Origin of the sequence: Alicyclobacillus hesperidum subsp. aegles, assembly GCF_027923525.1 — a bacterium.
Lineage (GTDB): Bacteria > Bacillota > Bacilli > Alicyclobacillales > Alicyclobacillaceae > Alicyclobacillus > Alicyclobacillus aegles.
The window spans coordinates 217939-232703 of the sequence record NZ_BSBJ01000005.1 but is presented as its reverse complement, the minus strand read 5'-3'; the positions used below and the strand labels follow the sequence as shown (position 1 = coordinate 232703).

At 56.5% G+C, this 14765-nt stretch carries 15 protein-coding genes; 14 read left to right on the top strand and 1 reads right to left on the bottom strand.

All coding sequences use genetic code 11. The annotated features are described in order from the left end of the window. Positions 1–5: 5 nt before the first annotated feature. From QMF38_RS03950 to QMF38_RS03900, 11 genes are all read left to right on the top strand, one after another. Positions 6–890 (top strand): acetaldehyde dehydrogenase (acetylating), encoded by an 885-nt coding sequence (locus tag QMF38_RS03950; RefSeq protein WP_281758745.1) that lies wholly within the window; start codon positions 6–8, stop codon positions 888–890. Positions 891–903: 13 nt separating this feature from the next. Then, complete coding sequence (dmpG, locus tag QMF38_RS03945; protein WP_281758744.1) at positions 904–1923, top strand: 4-hydroxy-2-oxovalerate aldolase; 1020 nt, start codon at positions 904–906, stop codon at positions 1921–1923. A 34-nt stretch (positions 1924–1957) separates the two neighbouring features. Then, entirely contained in the window at positions 1958–2731 is a 774-nt protein-coding gene (locus tag QMF38_RS03940) for a 2-keto-4-pentenoate hydratase (RefSeq protein ID WP_058095052.1), read from the top strand. A gap of 71 nt (positions 2732–2802) precedes the next feature. Then, positions 2803–2994 carry a 2-hydroxymuconate tautomerase gene (locus QMF38_RS03935; protein ID WP_058095051.1) on the top strand — a complete coding sequence of 64 codons (192 nt, stop codon included), beginning with the start codon at positions 2803–2805 and terminating at the stop codon, positions 2992–2994. A 30-nt stretch (positions 2995–3024) separates the two neighbouring features. Then, on the top strand, positions 3025–3969 hold the full coding sequence (locus QMF38_RS03930) for an amidohydrolase family protein (protein ID WP_281758743.1): 945 nt from the start codon (positions 3025–3027) through the stop codon (positions 3967–3969). A 231-nt stretch (positions 3970–4200) separates the two neighbouring features. Then, complete coding sequence (locus tag QMF38_RS03925; protein ID WP_281758742.1) at positions 4201–5148, top strand: catechol 2,3-dioxygenase; 948 nt, start codon at positions 4201–4203, stop codon at positions 5146–5148. A 49-nt stretch (positions 5149–5197) separates the two neighbouring features. Then, positions 5198–5845, top strand: coding sequence for a GntR family transcriptional regulator (locus QMF38_RS03920; RefSeq protein ID WP_232302306.1), 648 nt, complete (start codon positions 5198–5200; stop codon positions 5843–5845). Between the two features lie 95 nt (positions 5846–5940). Beyond that, positions 5941–6846: a DUF6282 family protein gene (locus QMF38_RS03915; protein ID WP_281758741.1), complete on the top strand. Its 906-nt coding sequence runs from the start codon at positions 5941–5943 to the stop codon at positions 6844–6846. Positions 6847–6905: 59 nt separating this feature from the next. Continuing rightward, positions 6906–7622 carry a PIG-L deacetylase family protein gene (locus QMF38_RS03910; protein WP_281758740.1) on the top strand — a complete coding sequence of 239 codons (717 nt, stop codon included), beginning with the start codon at positions 6906–6908 and terminating at the stop codon, positions 7620–7622. Further along, a complete protein-coding gene (locus tag QMF38_RS03905; RefSeq protein ID WP_281758739.1) occupies positions 7619–8314 on the top strand; it encodes a 4-carboxy-4-hydroxy-2-oxoadipate aldolase/oxaloacetate decarboxylase in 696 nt (231 codons plus the stop codon). Before QMF38_RS03910 ends, QMF38_RS03905 begins: the two co-directional genes overlap by 4 nt. 3 nt (positions 8315–8317) lie before the next feature. After that, positions 8318–9184, top strand: a complete 867-nt coding sequence (locus tag QMF38_RS03900; protein ID WP_281758738.1) for a DUF1932 domain-containing protein — start codon at positions 8318–8320, stop codon at positions 9182–9184. 68 nt (positions 9185–9252) lie between these two features. On the opposite strand, the gene glpX is transcribed toward QMF38_RS03900, so the two are convergent. Beyond that, positions 9253–10221: a class II fructose-bisphosphatase gene (gene glpX / locus QMF38_RS03895; RefSeq protein WP_281758737.1), complete on the bottom strand. Its 969-nt coding sequence runs from the start codon at positions 10219–10221 to the stop codon at positions 9253–9255. 234 nt (positions 10222–10455) lie between these two features. On the opposite strand from glpX, the gene ppdK reads away from it, so the two are divergent. From ppdK to QMF38_RS03880, 3 genes are all read left to right on the top strand, one after another. After that, positions 10456–13146 (top strand): pyruvate, phosphate dikinase, encoded by a 2691-nt coding sequence (gene ppdK, locus QMF38_RS03890; RefSeq protein ID WP_281758736.1) that lies wholly within the window; start codon positions 10456–10458, stop codon positions 13144–13146. Between the two features lie 104 nt (positions 13147–13250). Further along, positions 13251–13904 carry a helix-turn-helix transcriptional regulator gene (locus tag QMF38_RS03885; protein ID WP_058095041.1) on the top strand — a complete coding sequence of 218 codons (654 nt, stop codon included), beginning with the start codon at positions 13251–13253 and terminating at the stop codon, positions 13902–13904. Next, the gene (locus QMF38_RS03880) at positions 13901–14740 is read left to right on the top strand and encodes a pyruvate, water dikinase regulatory protein (RefSeq protein WP_281758819.1); all 840 of its coding nucleotides are present in this window, start codon (positions 13901–13903) and stop codon (positions 14738–14740) included. The genes QMF38_RS03885 and QMF38_RS03880 overlap by 4 nt, the downstream gene beginning before the upstream one ends. The last annotated feature ends 25 nt before the right edge of the window (positions 14741–14765 follow it).

Sequence of the window (14765 nt, the reverse complement as noted above, 5' to 3'; positions counted from 1 at the left end):
CCAATATGACAAAATTAGCAGCTGCGATTGTCGGATCGGGCAACATCGGCACTGATTTGATGGTGAAGTTACAGCGTAGCGAATGGATTGAACCACGGTGGATGATTGGCATCGATCCAGAGTCGGACGGGCTGCGCCGTGCGAAAAACGCCGGCCTCGAAATCTCTGCGGAAGGCTTGGCCGCCATGCTTAAAGCCGGGGTACGTCCGGATATCGTCTTCGATGCAACAAGTGCGAAAGCGCACGTGCGTCATGCGAAATTGTTACGCGAGGCAGGAATCCAGGCCGTCGACTTGACGCCGGCCGCGCGCGGACCGTACGTGATCGCGGCGGTGAATTTGCAGGAGCATCTTGAATCTCCAAATGTCAATATGGTCACGTGTGGCGGCCAGGCAACTGTTCCTATCGTATATGCGGTCAGCCGTGTAGTCGGCGTGTCGTATGCCGAGATCGTTGCGACTATTGCGAGTAAGAGCGCCGGCCCAGGGACACGAGCAAACATCGATGAGTTTACGGAGACGACTTCACGGGCCATTGAAACCATCGGCAAGGCTCGTCGCGGCAAAGCGATTATCATCCTCAATCCGGCTGAACCGCCCATTTTGATGCGAGATACCATTTATTGTTTGATGGACGACGCATCAGAGGAGACAAGGCAAAAGGTGCTTGCGTCCATTCGCGAAATGGTGAGCCACGTGCAGACCTATGTTCCAGGTTATCGCCTCAATCGCGAACCGATTTTTCGCGACAACTTGGTCAGCGTCTCCATTGAGGTCGAAGGCCTCGGCGATTATTTGCCGGTCTATGCAGGAAACCTCGACATCATGACGGCGGCTGCAGTCAAGTTCGCTGAGGAGTATGCCAAGCACCGGGCTGCGGTCAACCAGTGAGGAGGGAACATTTATGGCCTACAAATATCGGATTGAAGTGACGGATGTCACTCTGCGCGACGGGATGCACGCCGTGCGCCATCAGTTCAGTGTCGAAGATGCCCGTGCAATCGCGTCGGCCTTGGATAGCACCGGGGTCGCGCTGATCGAGGCGGCGCATGGCGATGGGCTCGGGGGTAGCTCGGTGCAATATGGATTTTCAAAAGAAACGGAAGCGGATTATCTGCAGGCGGTGTGCGGCGCGGTTCAAAACGCGAAGGTCGTGGCGCTCCTGTTGCCGGGGATCGGTACGGTGGAAGATCTTAAACGGGCCGTCGAGTATGGTATTCGCGGCGTGCGTGTAGCTACCCATTCGACCGAGGCGGACATTTCTGCACAGCACATCGAAGAGGGTCGCAAGTTGGGCCTCGATGTTGTTGGTTTTTTGATGATGTCGCACATGACCGATGTCGAGCGGCTGGTGGAAGAGGCAAAGAAAATGGCATCGTACGGCGCACACGCCGTCTACATCGTCGATTCGGCAGGTGCCATGTTGATGGATGAGGTGCGCCGCAAGGTATCGGCACTGCGCAATGCTTTGCCAGACGACGTGCAAGTCGGTTTTCATGCCCACAACAATCTGGGCGTGTCTGTCGCCAATTCGATCGCGGCGGTCGAAGAAGGTGCGTATCGTATCGATGCAAGCCTTGGTGGTTTGGGTGCTGGCGCTGGCAACACACCACTTGAGGTATTCGTCGCAGCATGCGAAAAGTACGGCATCGACACAGGTGTATCGCTGTATCCGGCCATGGACGCTGCAGAAGATGTCGTGCGTCCGCGCATGCATCGGCCCATCATCACCGACCGCACAGCACTCACGTTGGGCTATGCTGGCGTCTATTCGAGCTTCTTGCTGCACGCGCAGCGCGCGGCCGAACAATTTTCCGTCGATGTTCGCGACGTCCTTGTCGAACTTGGCAATCGCCGCGTGGTGGGCGGGCAGGAAGATATGATTGTCGACGTCGCGTACGAAATCGCACATCGACAGGCGTAATAGATTGTCCGATAGGCTCTGGGAGGATGGACCGATGAATTTACAAGCGATTGCAGACGAGTTATACCGACATCAAACGTCCGCTGCCGAGTTGGAAAAGCTGACACTTCGGTACGAAGGACTGTCTGTCGAGGATGCGTACGAAATCCAACAGCTCTGCATGGGCAAGTACATGAACGAAGGCCAAAAGCTTGTCGGATGGAAGATGGGTTTAACGAGCAAGGCGAAGCAGCAATCAGTTGGTGTCGATGAGCCTATTTTCGGGCATCTGCTCGACGGCATGGAGTTATATGATCCTCACGTGTCGCTCACGGGGCTCATTCATCCGCGCGTTGAGCCAGAACTCGCTTTTATTTTCAAGCACCGCCTGGAAGGCGACAAGATCCTGCCCCGCGATGTCTGGCTCGCGACCGAGTGTGTGGTTCCTGCGGTCGAAATCATCGACAGCCGTTACAAAAATTTTTCCTTCACGCTCGTCGACGTCGTCGCCGACAACGCGTCCAGCGCGAAATTCTATCTCGCCGAGCAAGCATATTCGCCCTATCAAATTGCGCTTGACCAAGTTGGTGTCGTTATGCGGCGAAACGGAGAGGTTGAGCAGACCGGGGCCGGTGCCGCCGTTCTCGGCCACCCAGTGCGCTCCGTTGTAGAGCAGGTGCGGATGCTCAGTCGCATCGGTAAAGCTGTGGAACCCGGTATGGTTGTCTTAACCGGAGGCATTACAGAGGCAATCTACATTCACGATGGAGATCGGATCTCTGTCTCCTTCGAAGGGATGGGCGAGATCGAACTCACGGTTGGCCAATAAACTGCGCACGAACGAGGGGGCCTTATTTGCCCCCTCCTTAACGATGGGTTTCATAAAAGGAGCGTCTTGACATGCCATTAGTACAGATGAGTATTCTTGAGGGTCGATCCGCGGAGACCAAACGAGCACTGATTCGGGAAGTGACGGACGCCGTCGTTCGCACACTTGGGGTTCAGCCGGATGCTGTGCGCGTGCTGCTTTACGAAATGCCCAAAGCAAACTGGGCGGTTGGCGGCGTTTCAAAGGCCGACTCCTCGCCCTGAACATGGCTTTTAAAGAGATGGTGATACGGCATGTATGATGTTCATTCGCATTGGATCCCACAAGAGGTCCTCGACTGGTTAAAGACCACTAGCGCCATCGATGCGGTATGGGAGCAAAGAGTGCCTGACAAGGAACCGTTTCTGACGGTTGGCGGGAAGTGGTCATTCGAGCTGAAACGCGCGTTTTACGATCTCGATTTGTACCTCGCGGATCAGTCGGCCAACGGCATCGAACACACCCTTGTTTCACCGGTTCCGCAGTTGTTCCTTTATGACGTCGAGCCAGAAGTGACGAAACAGCTTGCGGCGATTTATAACGAAGCTTTAGCATGTGTCGTAACTAGCCACCGCACTCATCTCTCAGGTTTAGCGACGCTGCCGTTAAACGATCCAGATGCAGCTTGTCATGAACTTGAAAGGGCGATGGCACGGGGGCTGAAAGGAGCCATCGTCGGTCCTGGCGTCGGTGACATTCCACTCAGCGACGAACGCTTTGCGGAATTGTGGTCCGTCGCTGATCGTTTGGGAGCCATTGTCTTTCTTCATCCGCTGTTGAATACCGACAAACGGATTCAACGCCTCATGATGCCCAATCTGATTGGCGTTCCGTGGGAGACGACCATTTCAGCACTTGATCTGATCCTTGGTGGCATTCTCGATCGATATCCTAACATGCGTGTCCTGTTGGCGCACGGCGGCGGTTTTCTGCCATACCAATTGGGGCGTCTGAACAAAGGATATGAGGTTTGGCCGCAGATCAAGGCGCGCCTGAACGACGAACCAGCCAGCTATATGCGGCGCTTTTGGTACGACAGTGTTCTGTGGTCGGCGGAGGCGTTGCAATTGCTTTGCAGCGTCGCCGGAAAGGAACGTGTGCTACCCGGTTCAGACTATCCATTTGATTTGAAGGCGTGGCCGCCTATCGAGTTTGACGATGGAGCGGTACGCAATCTGCTCGGTCTGACACACGCATAAATCCCTGAACAATAGCGTAATAGACGACTGTCCATGTACACGGCGGCAGTCGTCTATTCTCTTATGTCACCCATGTGGAGCGCTCAAGAAAGCGTTGACAAAAGACCTCTGTACATGCAGAATGAAGTTGCATACTATTTTGTCATACAATATTGCGTATCAAAACAGAAGCAGGTGAATGCCTTGCAGACGGCGACAGGTTGCCGTCTTGGAACAGGATGGTGAAACGGTGTGAGCAGTGACTTGTGTTTCGATATTGCCCATGTGGGCCACGTCGAACTGCTGACTCCAAAGCCTGATGAAAGCCTCTGGTTTTTTCGTGAAGTCCTGGGCATGGAAGAAGTCGCTCGGCAAGGGCAATCGGTGTATTTGCGTTGCTTTGGAGACTATGAACGCTATTCCATCAAATTGACAGAGTCTGACCACGCCGGCGTGGGCCACACGGCTTTGCGCGCCGCGAGCGAGGCCGCGTTAGAACGGCGTGTGCAGGCTGTTACCATGGCTGGGATTGAGGGCAGGTGGCATGAAGGCGATATCGGACATGGACGCGCGTACGCGTTTCATGGTCCGGACGGCCACCTTATGGAACTCTATTATGAGACCGAGCATTACCAGCCATCCTCAGACCTGCGACCAACACTTAAGAATCAGCCACAGAAGTTTACCGGTCGCGGCGTCGGAGTCAAAACTATGGATCATGTCAACTATCTATCCTCGCATGCCGAGGCAGACGGCGATTTTGTCGAGAAGTACCTCGGTCTGCGCCTCACAGAGCAGATCCAGCTCAACAATGGTCGCCGTCCGGGCGTGTGGTATCGCTGCACCAATAAATCTTACGACCTCGTCTATACTCAGGATGCCACAGGTGCGCGTGGCCGCCTGCACCACATCGCCTTTCGCGTCGATACCAACGAAGCCATTTGGCGCGCAGCCGACTTGTTTGTCGACGCTGGTGTTTTCATTGAGTTCGCCCCAAGCAAACACGCCATTAACCAGACTTACTTTGTATACGTTTACGAACCTGGAGGCAACCGGATCGAAATCTGTTCCGGCGGCTACCTCGTGCTCGCCCCGGATTGGCAGCCCATCACGTGGACGGAGGAAGAGCGCGCACGTGGGCAGGCCTGGGGTAACAAGACCGTGGAAAGTTTCCATCATTACGGCACGCCTGTGGTATAACTGTGCATAAAAGCAGAAGTTGTCGGAAAGGCGGTGCCGGCTCTTGGAAATGCAGAGCCAGGGGTACACAGAAGACGAATGCTATCGAAAACTGCGGACGGCGATTGTCGACGGTACGTTGATGCCGGCACAGCGCCTGGTGGAAATGGACTTGGCGCGTTGGCTCGGGGCGAGCCGCGCGACGGTGCGCACGGTATTGGCGCGCCTGGAACAAGAGGGATTGGTTGAACGCGAGCGCTATCGCGGTGCGCGTGTGCGCCACGTATCCCACGAGGAAGCGGTCGAGATTTTGGAGGTACGCATGGCGCTGGAATGCATCATTGCTCGCTACGCGGCAGAGCGTGCAACTGATGACGAGATCGACAAAATTGAGGAACTCTTGGGATGGATGCGTGAAAAATTCGAAGAGGGAGATCTTGTTTCGTATTCAGAGGGTAATGCCCGATTGCACCGCACGATTGCCGAGATGTCTCGCCACTCGACGGCGCGCCGACTGCTCGATACGCTCAACTCACAAAACGTCCGCTACCAATATCGAACCATTCTTGCCCCTGGCCGCTCGCATCCCTCGCTCCTGGAGCACACCGCCATTGTGCAGGCCATTGCGGGGCGCGACGCGGATGCTGCAGAGCAAGCGATGCGCAAACATCTGTCGCATGTTTGTGATACGTTGCGGAAAATGAGGTCAGGGCCCTGACCTCGCAGATGGTTTTCTTTGTCACACCCTGAATTGTCAACAATTTTGTCTGCATAATTGTACTTCTTGTTTTCAGAAAAGGTGGGTTTCATTTCATGCCTCAATCCGAACACATCATCCGCCTGTTGGCAGGAGCGTATGATTTACACGTTCACGTCTGGCCGGATCTAGTGGAGCGCAGCATCGACGACGTGACACTCGCACATCAGTTCAATGCCATCGGCTGGCGAGGTTTTGCGCTCAAATCGCACTATTTTCCGACGGTTGAGCGAGCGAAAGTGGTTTCCTCCGTCGTACCGGGCGTCGACGTCATCGGCGCGATCGCGCTGAATCACACGGTGGGCGGTTTTAATCCTGTCGTCGTCGACATTGCAGGGCGCGCCGGTGCCCGCATTGTATGGTTGCCGACGGTCGATGCAGCCAATGAGAGCCCAGAGAAGCAAAAGGCGCGCGGAGCCGCACATTTGCCATTTTGGGCGCGCATTCAAGAAGAAGTGCGGGCGCAAGGCATCGCGACTGCACCACTGTCCGTGCTCGATGAGCGCGGACAAATACGCGACGATGTGCGGGCCTGCCTTGAACTCATTCGCCAATACAAGATGGTGCTCGCCACAGGTCACTTGGCCCGCGATGAAATTTTTGCGGTGGTTGAAGCGGCGCGTGAAATTGGCGTCGATCGCGTGATTGTCACGCACGCCTTGTTCCCTTCGGAGGCGCTTTCTATTGCTGATCAGGTGCGTCTTGCGGAGATGGGGGCGACCATTGAACACTGCTACACGACGTTCTACACCAACAAGTGCACATGGGATCAGCTGTATGAGGCGATCCGCGCGGTGGGTCCGGAGCGCACGCTGTTATCGACAGACCTCGGCCAAAAAACGAATCCCGGCATCGTGGATGGACTCATCGACTATGCCGAAAGATTGCTTGCCGCATCCGTTTCGGAAGCAGATGTGCGCAGGATGCTCGTCGACAACCCAGCCCGCTTGGTTTCGTTGTAATGTCGTCGCACTTGTACATCTACTTTTCTTATATAGAGACTGTGAGGAGGACGAAGAAGATGTCACAACCCGGAACACTATTTGTCGTCAGTGCCCATGCAGCCGATTTCGTGTGGCGGGCGGGTGGCGCCATTGCGCTGCATAGTTCACAAGGTTGGAAAGTGCGGGTGCTCTGCTTAAGCTTTGGCGAACGCGGTGAGTCGGCCCGCCTGTGGAAAGACGGGAAGAGCCTGGAGGAGATCAAGGCCATCCGCCGTGCGGAAGCGGAACAGGCGGCGGCCATTCTCGGTGCAGACATTCGGTTCTTTGACGTTGGCGACTATCCAATTGACGTTACGCCGGAGCTTCGTGACGGCCTGGTTCAAGAGATCCGTGCTCATCGCCCAGACGTCATCCTTACGCATACCTTTCTCGATCCGTACAATGCCGATCACCCACGCACGGCAGAACTGGTTCGCGAAGCGCGCATTCTGGCACAGGCCCACGGGTATCCATCGGAGCATCCTCCCATTGGCGCGCCGCAGTTATACTCCTTCGAACCACACCAACCCGAACAGTGCCAATTTCGCATTGATCTACTCCTCGATATCACATCGGTCTTCGACAAGAAGCGCCAAGCTATGGAGTGCATGCAGGCGCAGGAACATCTTTGGGCGTATTACACCGACGTCGCAAAGCGGCGCGGTGTTCAGGCAGGGCGCAATTCCGGGCAGCCCATCGTGTACGCGGAAGCTTATCAACGCGTCTTCCCATCGGTCGGAGGTGCGTTCGTATGAAACCCGTGATCGTAACCAACGTTCGTCGTCCGGATCGAGACCTCGTGGCGCGAATTGGAAGTTACTCGGTCGCAACGTTACACGAGGCAATGGGGCGAAGTGGTCTCATGCTGCCGTACATGCGTCCTATTTACCCTGACGCCAAAGCATTTGGCACAGCGGTCACCGTATTGAGCCACCCTGGCGACAACGTCATGATTCACGCCTCACTCGATGTCTCTGAACCCGGAGACCTGGTCGTTGTCACAACCACGTCGCCGTCCACCGACGGCATGTTTGGTGAACTGCTCGCGACTTCGATGCAAGCGCATGGCGTGACGGGGCTCATCATCGAAGCAGGCGTGCGCGATGTGGCGGATTTGACAGCGCTACACTTTCCCGTATGGTCGCGCGCCGTCAGCGCTCAGGGCACGGTGAAGGCGACGCCTGGCAGCGTGAACGTACCCGTCGTCTGTGCAGGTGTGATGGTTCGGCCTGGCGATATCATCGTTGCAGATGCCGACGGCGTCGTGTGCGTTCCGCAAGAACGTGCCGCAGAAATTGCACGATTGGCACAGCAGCGGATCGAAAAAGAGGAAAAAACGCGCGCCCGCCTGCAGAGTGGCGAATTGGGGTTGGAAATTTACGGTCTGCGCGACAAACTGAAAGCGATGGGCGTGACCTGGGTCTCTCAATCCGAATGGGAGGGGTGAGCCGTGCGACTAGGTTTCATCGGGTTTGGTGAAGCGGCGTCGACCATCGCACTGGGTCTACATGAAGCAGGCCTTGCACAGATGGTTGCGTATGATGCCATGCAGAACGGCAGTATCGAAGGGCGCGCACTGGCGGCTGGCGTCCAGCTTCTCGACAGCGCCAAGGATGTTTGTGCACAAGCCGATGTGGTTTTGTCCATGGTCACGGCGAGCGTCGCGGCAGACGTGGCACGTACCATTGCGCCGTATCTACAGCCCGGGCAGGTATATGCCGATCTGAACTCCTGTTCGCCAGCCGTGAAGCGCGAAATTGGGGAAGTCGTGCATCGAGCGCAAGCTGGTGCATGGTTTGCCTCTGTCGCTGTAATGTCAGCCGTGGGACCCCATCGCCACCGCGTGCCAATGATCGCCGACGGGCCGGGAGCCGAGGCTTTTGCCGCAGCCCTTCGCCCATATGGGTGCAAGATTTCGGTCTTGGCCGGAGAGATTGGATCCGGAGCCGCGTTGAAGATGTGCCGAAGCACCGTGCTCAAAGGCCTGGAGGCCTTGTTCATCGAGGCGCTTGTCGCCGCAGAAAGGTACGGGGTCACTGCAGATATGTTGGCTTCGCTCGACGCATCCTTTCCCCAGCACCAACTTTCAACGCTGGCATGGTATCTCGTCGAGCGCAACTTACAGCACGGCGAACGGCGGGCGCACGAAATGGACGAAGCAGTCAAAACCTTGAAAAGTGCAGGTATCGATCCGCTTGTGGCAGAGGGGGCGGCAAAACGCTTGCATTGGTCGGCGGAACGGCAACAAGCGTGGCCAGCGGCAAGTTCGGGTTCACCGCAGGACGCCATCCGTCGCTTGGCAAACGACGTGGAGTGACAAGCGAGAAGAGCCTGCTGGCTGGCGAGTCGTGATGGCCAGCAGCAGGCTATTTGTTCTAGGTTTCTTCATCCCGATTGCGCAAGGCGAACTTGCAGCGGGCGATGGTGAATTGCATTCACGTGGCGGATGGTGCCGGTGCCGGCACGCAACACAACCGAATGCGTGTGCAGGTAGTCGCCTTCGCGCGTTACTCCGTTTAACCAATCCCCATCCGTAATGCCGGTCGCCGCAAAAATGGCGTCGTCATTTCCTGCGAGATCGTGCAATTGCAAGGTTCGTGTTGGATCCTTGATGCCAAGCTTTAGGCAGCGATCGCGCTGTTCTCGCGTTTCTGGCAAAAGCCGCCCTTGAAAGTCGCCGCCGAGGCAACGTAGCGCGACCGCTGCCAGTACGCCTTCGGGCGCACCGCCCGACCCGATGTATAGGTCGGTGCCACCCCGTGGCAATGCCGTTGCGATGGCGCCAATCACGTCGCCACCGGCCAGCAGTTTGACGCGCACACCAAGGCGGCGAGCCAGCTCGATATGTGCGCGATGCCGATCGCGCTCGAGGACCGCAATGGTCAACTCTTGGAGCGGTTTGCCGAGCGCTTGCGCGGCTTGTTGCAGGGTCACGCGAAGAGGGGCATCGAGTGAGAGCAGACCGCGCAGACGTGGACCGCAAGCGAGTTTTTCCATATATATGTCAGGTGCAGTCAGGAGTTGGCCCCGCGGCGCGATGGCCGCAACAGACATGGCATTGGGCAGGGCTTTCGCCAACATCGTAGTGCCTTCTATCGGATCGACGGCGACATCGACATCTGGCCCCTGCCCGTTACCTACCTGTTCGCCTTGCGCAAGCATGGGTGCCTCGTCCATTTCACCTTCACCGATCACGACGGTGCCGCGAATGTCCACCGATTTCAGCATTTCTCGCATGGCCTCGGTGGCAGCTCCATCCGCGCCGTCGCAGTGACCGCGGCCAATAAAGGAGCAGGACGCAAGCGCGGCAGCTTCCGTTACGCGAACCAACTCGAGTGCTAATTCTCTCTCCATGTTCAGATTTCCCTCCCAAACGCTAAACCCCATTCAATGTAAGCTGCGCATCGCATCATTCAGATGTATTCGCGAAACAGACCATCCTGTTGTTTGTTATTATGACATCATACTTGTGTCTAAATCAACGCATCATCGTAAATATTGCGTCATAATTAAAAGTGTGTTATTTCTATGGTACCAATCATTCATGCAATTCAGCATTTCATGTTTGAACGATAGGGAGGGCTGGTCATGGAAAGAATCGACGATGTCACCATAAAGGAGCAACAGGCTCGTTCCGTTTGGGTCTATGCGTTTGATCAGGCCGATCCGCGCGATCGCACCAGGCTTGGCGGAAAAGGCGCAAATCTTGCCCAAATGGTGCAGTGGGGATTGCCTGTGCCACTTGGCTTTACGATTACCACCGAAGCTTGTAAGGCGTTTTGGGAAGCAGGGGAACGTTTGCCCGACCATCTGCAAAGCGATGTTTCCATGGCCATGTTGCGCCTTGAACGAACGGCGGGCAAGCGGTTTGGGGATGCATTTCATCCTCTATTGGTCTCTGTGCGCTCCGGGGCTCCCGTGTCGATGCCCGGTATGATGGATACCATCCTCAATTTAGGCCTCAACGATGTAACGGTTCGCGCTTTGGCGTACCAGTCGCAAAACCCCGCTTTTGCCTACGACTCCTATCGTCGTCTCATACAAATGTTCGCAAACGTCGTTTTTCACGTGCCGCTCGATCCGTTTGAACACGTCTTGCAGAGTGCAAAGGCACGCCATGGTTGCAAGTTCGAAGGCGATTTGGCAGCCGACGCCTGGAAGGAAGTCGTCGCCACATGTCTGCGCGTGTATGCCGAGCGCGTCGGCGAACCGTTCCCGCAGGACGTACACACACAGTTGCGACTGGCTATTGAAGCGGTCTTTCGTTCGTGGCGCAGCCAACGCGCAATGGTGTACCGAAAGTTGCATAACTTGAGCGAGGATCTTGGCACCGCCGTCAACGTACAGGCAATGGTCTTTGGGAATATGGGTGAAGACAGTGGCACGGGCGTCATCTTCACGCGCCACCCTGCAACCGGCGAACGGGCGCTCTTCGGAGAATTCCTCGTCAACGCTCAAGGTGAGGAAGTCGTCGCCGGCACGCGTACACCGCAACCTATCGCAGAGTTGGCGGTGAAAATGCCGACGGTGTATCATTCGCTGATAACTGTTGCGCACCAGTTGGAAACCAGGTTTCGCGACATGCAAGATGTCGAATTCACGGTCGAGTGCGGCAGGTTATATGTACTTCAGACGCGAAACGGCAAACGTACGGCACAGGCCGCAGTCAAAATCGCGATCGACATGGTGCACGAAGGACTTATTCAGCCGCAAGAAGCGTTACTTCGCGTCGATGCACAGCATTTGCGACAGCTGCTCTACAGGCGGCTACAATCCACGGATGGGCTTGCTGTTCTCACAAAAGGCCTGCCAGCCTCGCCCGGGGCGGCCGTCGGGCGTATCGTCTTTGACGCCGATACGGCGGTCGCGTGGGCGGGGCGCGGGGAACGGGTGATTTTGGTGAGGCCGGAGACGACGCCTGAAGACATCCACGGCGTGCTTGCAGCTGAAGGCGTCGTGACGCTGCACGGCGGAATGACCAGCCATGCAGCGGTCGTCGCTCGTGGAATCGGCAAGCCTGCCGTCTGTGGCTGCGATGATCTGCGCATTGACCTGGAAGAACTCACGCTTCGTGCCGGTGAAGTCATGCTGCGCGAGGGCGATTGGGTTTCCGTCGATGGCGGCATGGGGATGGTCTTTATTGGCCAAGGAACGCTCGCCGAAGCGCAAATGGCAAACGAGCTCAATGAATTGCTTGCCATCGCCGACCAAGTTCGCCGCTTGCGCGTCCGGGCGAATGCCGACACACCTGAAGATGCGCGCCGTGCTCGCGAATTTGGTGCGGAAGGCATCGGCCTCTGCCGCACGGAGCACATGTTCTTATCACCCGCTCGCGTGCCGCTGGTACAGCGGATGATTCTGGCGACCCATGCTGTGGAGCGAAAGGCGGCTTTGGACGAACTCCTGCCGCTGCAAGTGGCAGACTTTACCGAGATTTTCCGCGCGATGGACGGACTTCCTGTCACGATCCGCCTGCTCGATCCGCCTTTACACGAGTTTTTGCCACGGGAAGAAGAACTGGCCGCAAGACTTGGGCGGTTGCGGGCACAGGCTGCGAGTGCAAGTGAAATCGCCGAGGTCGAACAATTGCTGCGCCAAGCTCGTTACTTGCGCGAAGCCAATCCGATGATGGGGCTTCGCGGCTCTCGCCTTGGCATCGTCTACCCTGAGATTTACGACATGCAAATGGAGGCTATCGTGACAGCCGCGGCACGAGCCGTTGAAAGCGGAATTCAGGTCGAGTTGGAGGTCATGCTTCCACTCATCGGTTCGACGAAGGAGTTGCGCCACTTGCGCGAACGTATGGAACAGGTCGGGCAGGCTGTGATGGAACGGCTGGGTGTGACGATCGATTTCCGGATCGGAACGATGATTGAGGTGCCACGCGCCGCCTTGACAGCAGACGAAATTGCGGAAGATGCATCGTTCTTCTCGTTTGGAACGAACGATTTGACGCAGATGACATTCGCGTTTAGTCGCGACGATGCAGAGGGGAAGTTCCTCAACGTGTATTTCGATCGCGATATTCTTTCTTCGAATCCGTTTGAAACACTGGATACGCATGGGGTTGGACGGTTAATACGATGGGCAGTCGAGTCAGGAAAGTCACGACGTCCCGATTTGAAAACGGGGGTTTGCGGCGAACATGGGGGAGACCCGGCCTCGATTGCGTTCTGTGAGGAACTTGGACTCGACTACGTGAGTTGCTCGCCGTTCCGCATCCCGGTGGCGCGCATTGCGGCGGCACAGGCGGCCCTGCAGCACGAGCGGATCGGCTGACTAGGTGTGTAAAACGATTGCGCCGCAAAACATAGACATGGTGTACAATGGTGGCGAAGAGGCCATCTTGGACGGCCTGGCAGTTCGTGTAGCCAGGCCGTACGTTGTTGGAGGAGCTGAGAAGCATCGAACTCACACCTCGTCAACAGCAAATTCTGCGGCTCGTGCGGACGCACCAGCCGATTACGGGCGACCAGCTCGCTGAGATGCTCGGCGTCAGCCGCCCAACCTTGCGATCCGATCTGAGCTTGCTCGTCATGCTTGGGAAGTTAGACGCCAAGCCGCGCGTCGGCTATTTCCTTGGTGAAGAGAGTACAAACGGCGAAAAGGCGCCGTGGGACACCTTGCGCGTGGCTGATGTCCAGTCGCTGCCCGTCATCGTTCGTGAGACGACGACTGTGCACGACGCTGTCATCACCATGTTTTTGGAAGACGTCGGCGGACTTATTGTGGCCGACGATGACGGTGGGCTTCAAGGTGTAGTGTCGCGCAAAGACATGTTGAAATTTACTCTAGGCAATGCCAATGCTACAACGCTGCCGGTTGGCATGGTCATGACGCGCTACCCGAATATCGAGACTGTGACGCCGGCGGATCGAGTGGTGGATGCCGCCAAACGGATGATCGAATATAAGGTGGATAGCCTGCCTGTTGTACATATGCATGAGAGGGACGATATGCGGCCGCTTGTCGTGGGCCGCATCACAAAGACCACCCTGGCACGGTTGGTCGCGGAATGGGGGACAACATGGCGATGACCGAGGCCTGGCGCGCCGAGGCGCAAACCATTTACGTGTGTTCCGATTCGCTTGGCGATACTGCGGAAGCGGTCGTACAAGCGGCAATCCACCAATTTGACATGCGGCGCGTGCACATTGTGCGATATGCACAACTGCGGACGGAAGACGAAATTCGAGATGTTGTCGAAGCCGCCGAGCGTTCGGGCGGCTTCATCGCATATACGCTCGTACAGCCTGAACTTCGCGAAATGATGAAAGTGGAAAGCATTCGCCGCGGCGTTCGTGTCGTCGACATTATGGGGCCGATGATGCAAGCGTTTATCGATACCTTTCACGGTCATCCAAAGCGCCAGCCAGGCCTTCTGCATACGCTCAACGACGAGTATTTTAAGCGCGTGGATGCCATTGAGTTCGCCGTGAAAGCGGATGATGGCCGAGATCCACGCGCATTGTTAAACGCAGATATCGTTTTACTTGGCGTATCGCGCACTTCGAAGACGCCAGTCAGTGTGTTTCTTGCACACAAAGGTGTGCGTGTCGCAAATTTACCTCTGGTGCCGGAGGTGCGCCTCCCCGGCGAGTTGCGGCAAATTCCCCGCGAACGCATCGTGGGTTTCACCATGCGTGTGGACAACATGATCCGTATTCGAAGTGAACGCCTGCGGCACATGGGATTGCCTATGCACGCCCAGTACGCGGACCGACGGCGGATCGAAGAAGAGCTGCTGTATGCTGAAACCGTGGTACGGGATCTCGGTTGCCCGCTTATTGACGTGACGGATCGCGCCATTGAGGAAACGGCGCAAAAGGTACTGGAACTGGTAAAGGTGTCGCGGCTGGAGCAAAGGCTATGATGGCTAGTGGTTTTGATATGATCAA

Coding starts and splice junctions, on each gene's coding strand:
- QMF38_RS03880 (WP_281758819.1), top strand. CDS start 13,901: ATGACCGAGGCCTGGCGCGCCGAGGCGCAAACCATTTACGTGTGTTCC.
- QMF38_RS03930 (WP_281758743.1), top strand. CDS start 3,025: ATGTATGATGTTCATTCGCATTGGATCCCACAAGAGGTCCTCGACTGG.
- QMF38_RS03940 (WP_058095052.1), top strand. CDS start 1,958: ATGAATTTACAAGCGATTGCAGACGAGTTATACCGACATCAAACGTCC.
- QMF38_RS03915 (WP_281758741.1), top strand. CDS start 5,941: ATGCCTCAATCCGAACACATCATCCGCCTGTTGGCAGGAGCGTATGAT.
- dmpG (WP_281758744.1), top strand. CDS start 904: ATGGCCTACAAATATCGGATTGAAGTGACGGATGTCACTCTGCGCGAC.
- QMF38_RS03910 (WP_281758740.1), top strand. CDS start 6,906: ATGTCACAACCCGGAACACTATTTGTCGTCAGTGCCCATGCAGCCGAT.
- QMF38_RS03950 (WP_281758745.1), top strand. CDS start 6: ATGACAAAATTAGCAGCTGCGATTGTCGGATCGGGCAACATCGGCACT.
- QMF38_RS03920 (WP_232302306.1), top strand. CDS start 5,198: ATGCAGAGCCAGGGGTACACAGAAGACGAATGCTATCGAAAACTGCGG.
- QMF38_RS03905 (WP_281758739.1), top strand. CDS start 7,619: ATGAAACCCGTGATCGTAACCAACGTTCGTCGTCCGGATCGAGACCTC.
- glpX (WP_281758737.1), bottom strand. CDS start 10,221: ATGGAGAGAGAATTAGCACTCGAGTTGGTTCGCGTAACGGAAGCTGCC.
- QMF38_RS03935 (WP_058095051.1), top strand. CDS start 2,803: ATGCCATTAGTACAGATGAGTATTCTTGAGGGTCGATCCGCGGAGACC.
- ppdK (WP_281758736.1), top strand. CDS start 10,456: ATGGAAAGAATCGACGATGTCACCATAAAGGAGCAACAGGCTCGTTCC.